Raw genomic sequence first — 3,247 nt, 5'->3', positions numbered from 1 at the left:
GGCGGGCGCGCCCGCACCTCCGGTGGCACTTCGGCCGCGTTCAATCAGACCGCAAGCTCCAGCCGCTGAACCTCACCCCGAGGCCACCGTCACGACGGGGACGGGCTCACAAGGCCTGCCCCTGATCGCCGAAAGCAGTTTTCAGTTTCTGTCGCCGGACACCCCGCGAGGCCACCGCCCGCGGGGTTTGTCGTTTCTGGGACGCTCCAGGTCCTTCAACCGGCCTTAGACCGGCGTTCAACGAGCTCAACGACCACTGGGCAGGAACACCAGCCAATACACCAGCAGCAGGTTGAACAGCACCGAGACACCCAGCGCGATCTTCCAGACCATGGCCGGGTCACGGGCCAGCAGGGGAGAGGCCGCCGGAGCACTCAAGGGACGCGAAGCGCCGCGCTCCAGGGCCAGCAGCATTTCCTCTGCGGTCTCGAAGCGCTGCTTGTGGTCGCGCGCGATGGCCTTCAGAACGATGTGGTCCAGCCAGATGGGCACGTCGGGCCGCAGGCGCGAAGGCGGCACCGGGTCGCGCCGGTAGCGGGCGATCTGGTAGGGCTCGATCTCGCCGTGGGGCAGGCGGCCGGTCAGCCAGACGTACAGCGACACACCCAGGGCGAAAAGGTCGGACTGGAACGTCGCTCGCGAGAGCGCCGGGTCGTCGCCCCACTGCTCGGGGTTCATGTAGCTGGGCGTGCCGGCGTGCAGCACGCGCAGCGATTCAGGCTCCTTGCCTGACAAGGCCACCCCCAGATCGAGGATGCGCCACTGGCCGTCGTCACCGAGGTGCAGGTTGTCGGGCTTGATGTCGCGGTGGATGACGCCATGCTGGTGCAGGCGCCCCAACGTTCGCACCAAGGCGGTGATGCCCGCGATGATTTCGTGCACCGGGAAGCGCTGCCCGTTTTCGAGCATGTGGCCCAGCGTCTGCCCGCCCAGCCAGTCGGACAGGGTGTAGAAGAAGGTGGGCTGATCGGGCTCGACCACGTGCAGGAAGCCGCGCGCTTCGCGCTCGGACACCCGCGCCCCCAGCCAGGCCTCGTGGGCAAGCATCTGGCGCTCTTCGGGGTCGCTGGCACGTGCTTCGTGCAATGTCTTGAGGGCCTGCACACGGCCGCTGGCCAGGTGCTTGACGCGGTAGACGCGGTGCACGCCGTTGTTGAACACAAGGGCCTCAACCTGCATGCCGTCGATCACTTCGCCGTCTTTCAGGCGCTGAGGCACCGGCAGTTGATGGCTGCGTCGGGTGTGGTCTTCCAGGGTGGCGGCATCGAGCCCCGTGACGCGGATCACGAGCGCCGTGGCGTTGTCGCGCCCGCCCGAGGCCAGGGCCTTGGCCACCATGGCATCGGCGGCCTCCTGCGGGGCGCCCTGCTGGGCGAACTGCTGGATCTGGCGGGCCGAGAGCACACCGTGCACGCCGTCGCTGGTGAGCACGAAGACATCGTGCACCTGGAGGTCGCCGCTGAAATAGTCGACCTTGACGGACTCATCCAGACCGATGGCGCGCGTCAGGCCATTTTGAAAGGTGAGTTGGCCCAACGTGTGGTCTTGTGTCAGCTGTGTGCACTCGCCATGGCGGATCAGCCAGGCTCGGGTGTCGCCCACGTGGGCCAGGGTGTAGCCATGGGCGCGCAGCACCAGTGCCGTGAGCGTGCTCATGCCGGCGCCGCCCGTTCGATCGTCGCTGCGCACCGACTGGCGACGGCGGTTGTGGTCGACCAACCAGGCGTTCTGCGACGAGATCAGGCGCTCAAGGGCCACGGTCGGGTCCCAGGTGGCGGGGGTGGCGTACCAGTCTCGCAGCAGGCCCATCACGGTGGTTTGTGCGGCCTCTTTGCCCAAGCCCCCCTGCGAGACCCCATCGGCCACGGCGGCGATGACGCCCCACGCCGACTCACCCGCCGCAGGGCGTCGCACCGCAGCGAAATCTTCCATGTCGGTGCGGGGCCCGCGTTCGCTGGCCCAGCCGATGTCCACGTCGAAACTCATGTCTTCCTCAGCAGGAGCGTGTTTTGGTCTTGCCCATGGCGCTCACGCACACTCATGGTGCCACGCCCGTTTTCGATGCAGCTCGCAAGATTTGCGCCCGCATTCGGTGCAACGGGTCTGCGCGCCCCTGGCCCTTTAATTGCTTGCATCCACGGCACAAAAAGATTGATACCGCTGATGGAGCACGCACATGACCAAACAGAAGTTGGTGATGGTGGGCAATGGCATGGCTGGCGTTCGGGCCCTGGAAGAGCTGCTCAAGCTCGCCCCCGACCTGCATGACATCACCGTGTTCGGGGCCGAACCGCACCCGAACTACAACCGCATCATGTTGTCACCGGTCCTGGCCGGTGAACAGACGATCGACGAGATCATCCTCAACCCGGTGAGCTGGTACGAGGAGCACGGCATTCGCCTGCGCATGGGCCGCAAGGTCACGCGCATCGACCGCGCGCGTCGGGTCGTCATCGCCGACGATGGCTCGGAAGAGCCTTATGACCGCCTGCTGCTGGCCACGGGCTCGAACCCCTTCATCTTGCCTGTGCCGGGCAAGGAGCTCGAAGGCGTGATCGCCTACCGCGACATCGCCGACACGCAGGCCATGATCGAGACCGCTGCCACGCACCGCCACGCGGTGGTGATCGGTGGTGGCCTGCTGGGCCTGGAAGCGGCCAACGGCCTGCGCCAGCGCGGCATGGAGGTCACCGTGGTGCACCTGGCGCCCTGGCTGCTCGAGCGCCAACTTGACGAGGTGGCGGGCAAGCTGCTGCAGCGCGCGCTCGAAGATCGAGGCATCCGCTTCCTGCTGCCAGCACAAACCGAAGCCTTGCTGGACGATGGCGCGGGTCGTGTGCGAGCCGTGCGCTTCAAGGACGGCCAGGAAGTGCTGGCGGATCTGGTGGTGATGGCCGCAGGCATCCGCCCCAACACCGAACTGGCGCGCAAGGCCGGCATCGGCTGTGCCCACGATGGCCGTGGCGGCATCAGTGTCACCGACACCATGCAGACCGTCACCGACCCGCGCATCTACGCCGTGGGGGAATGCGCATCGCACCGGGGCGTGGCCTACGGACTGGTCGCCCCCCTGTACGAGCAGGGCAAGGTGGTGGCCAACCACCTCGCACGCCTGGGCATTGGGCGCTACCTGGGCTCGCAGGTCTCAACCAAGCTCAAGGTCACCGGCATCAACCTGTTTTCTGCGGGTGACTTCATGGGTGGCGACGACACCGAGGAGATCGTGCTGTCCGACCCGATGGGTGGC

The 3,247-nt window shown here is 66.8% G+C and carries 2 protein-coding genes; one reads left to right on the top strand and one right to left on the bottom strand.

Features of this window, described 5'->3' with window-relative positions; translation table 11 throughout:
• Window positions 1–246: 246 nt before the first annotated feature.
• Entirely contained in the window at window positions 247–1,986 is a 1,740-nt protein-coding gene (locus B2W70_RS06230) for a bifunctional protein-serine/threonine kinase/phosphatase (RefSeq protein ID WP_286743908.1), read from the bottom strand.
• 190 nt (window positions 1,987–2,176) lie between these two features.
• Here B2W70_RS06230 and B2W70_RS06225 point away from each other — a divergent pair.
• Window positions 2,177–3,247: NAD(P)/FAD-dependent oxidoreductase (locus B2W70_RS06225; RefSeq protein ID WP_286743905.1), on the top strand; the 1,071-nt coding region annotated here is incomplete at its 3' end.

The organism is Aquabacterium sp. UBA2148 (genome assembly GCF_002328915.1).
GTDB lineage: Bacteria > Pseudomonadota > Gammaproteobacteria > Burkholderiales > Burkholderiaceae_C > Aquabacterium > Aquabacterium parvum.
The sequence above is the reverse complement of the archived record's forward strand: the minus strand, read 5'-3'. Positions and strand labels throughout refer to the sequence as shown.